Source organism: Cupriavidus sp. IK-TO18, from assembly GCF_015549295.1.
Taxonomy (GTDB): Bacteria; Pseudomonadota; Gammaproteobacteria; order Burkholderiales; family Burkholderiaceae; genus Cupriavidus; species Cupriavidus oxalaticus_A.
Map to the genome: position 1 here is coordinate 1 of NZ_JADGMP010000091.1, position 547 is coordinate 547.

Genomic DNA, 547 nt, shown 5'->3' on the forward strand with positions numbered 1-547 from the left:
CCTCATCGCCCGGTGGCTGCGTGACCGCGGCTACCTCGTCGAAAAGGAAGAAAAGGCGGCCTGAGCCCGTCTTTCACTGAGCCTGGCACCGAGCCCGGCGGCACCGCGAATGCCGCCGCCGGGCGTCCTTCTACGACTAAGGTCATAATCCCAAAGCAGCGATGGATAACGGCCGCCTCCCGGCGTTATCGTTTTCACCGTCGTTAGGTTCGGCGGTTCCTGCCGAGATTCGTCTCCAGGCCCGAGACCGCCGACACTCTGGGAGGAGACATCTATGGCAATCTCGGCAACCGCCGGCGCCTCGCGGCGCGGCATGACGCGAGAAGAGAAGAAAGTCATCTTCGCTTCGTCGCTCGGTACCGTCTTCGAATGGTACGATTTCTATTTGTACGGCTCACTCGCCGCCTTCATCGGCGCGACCTTCTTCGCCTCTTATCCCGAGGCGACACGCAACATCTTCGCGCTGCTGGCTTTCGCCGCCGGCTTCCTCGTGCGCCCGTTCGGCGCGCTCGTCTTCGGCCGCATCGGCGATCTTGTCGGCCGCAAA

The 547-nt window shown here is 63.1% G+C and carries 1 protein-coding gene; it reads left to right on the top strand.

Features of this window, described 5'->3' with window-relative positions; translation table 11 throughout:
- Positions 1-274: 274 nt before the first annotated feature.
- On the top strand, positions 275-547 hold a 273-nt coding region (locus tag IPF36_RS34230), incomplete at its 3' end, for an MFS transporter (protein WP_368671215.1).